Raw genomic sequence first — 463 nt, 5'->3', positions numbered from 1 at the left:
GCACCGCGACCGCCGCGGTGGCCGGCACCACGTCGGTTCTTGTGCGAGCCACCGCCGTGCGTGCGCGAGCCGCGCTGTCGTTTCTTTTTACTCGTCATTATCGCATCGCCTCCAGGAGGTCGTCGATTCCCTCGGTGTCGTGTTTCCCGAGCTGCCCGCCCTCCTTGACGGGGTGTTTGACGCCGTCATGACCGCCGCGAGGCGGGTGCAGACGGGGCGTCGGTGACAGTCCCTGCTCGCGCAGCGTCGTCTCCTCGGAGAGGAGCGCGAACGCGAGCCCGGAGATGTCGTCGTAGTTCGTGTTCTCGGCGACCCACTCGTCGTCCACGTCGGCGTCGCCCTCAAGCGGCTCGGCGCGCGTGGCCAGAATCGTCTCCAAGGTGTCCTGGCTCGGCTCACCGAAGGCGACGAAGTCGCTGACCTTCGTCACCATGCCGCGGTAGGCGTCCGTCTCGGGGACGAG

Annotated in this window: 1 protein-coding gene; it reads right to left on the bottom strand. The window is 67.8% G+C overall.

Features of this window, described 5'->3' with window-relative positions; genetic code table 11:
• Positions 1 to 97 precede the first annotated feature (97 nt).
• Positions 98 to 463 (bottom strand): 50S ribosomal protein L30 (locus tag DVK06_RS17600; RefSeq protein WP_121601159.1); only part of this gene is annotated, 366 nt, incomplete at its 5' end.

The organism is Halorubrum sp. Atlit-28R (genome assembly GCF_003665955.1).
Classification (GTDB): Archaea; Halobacteriota; Halobacteria; order Halobacteriales; family Haloferacaceae; genus Halorubrum; species Halorubrum tropicale.
This window is presented reverse-complemented; position numbering and strand designations above follow the sequence as displayed.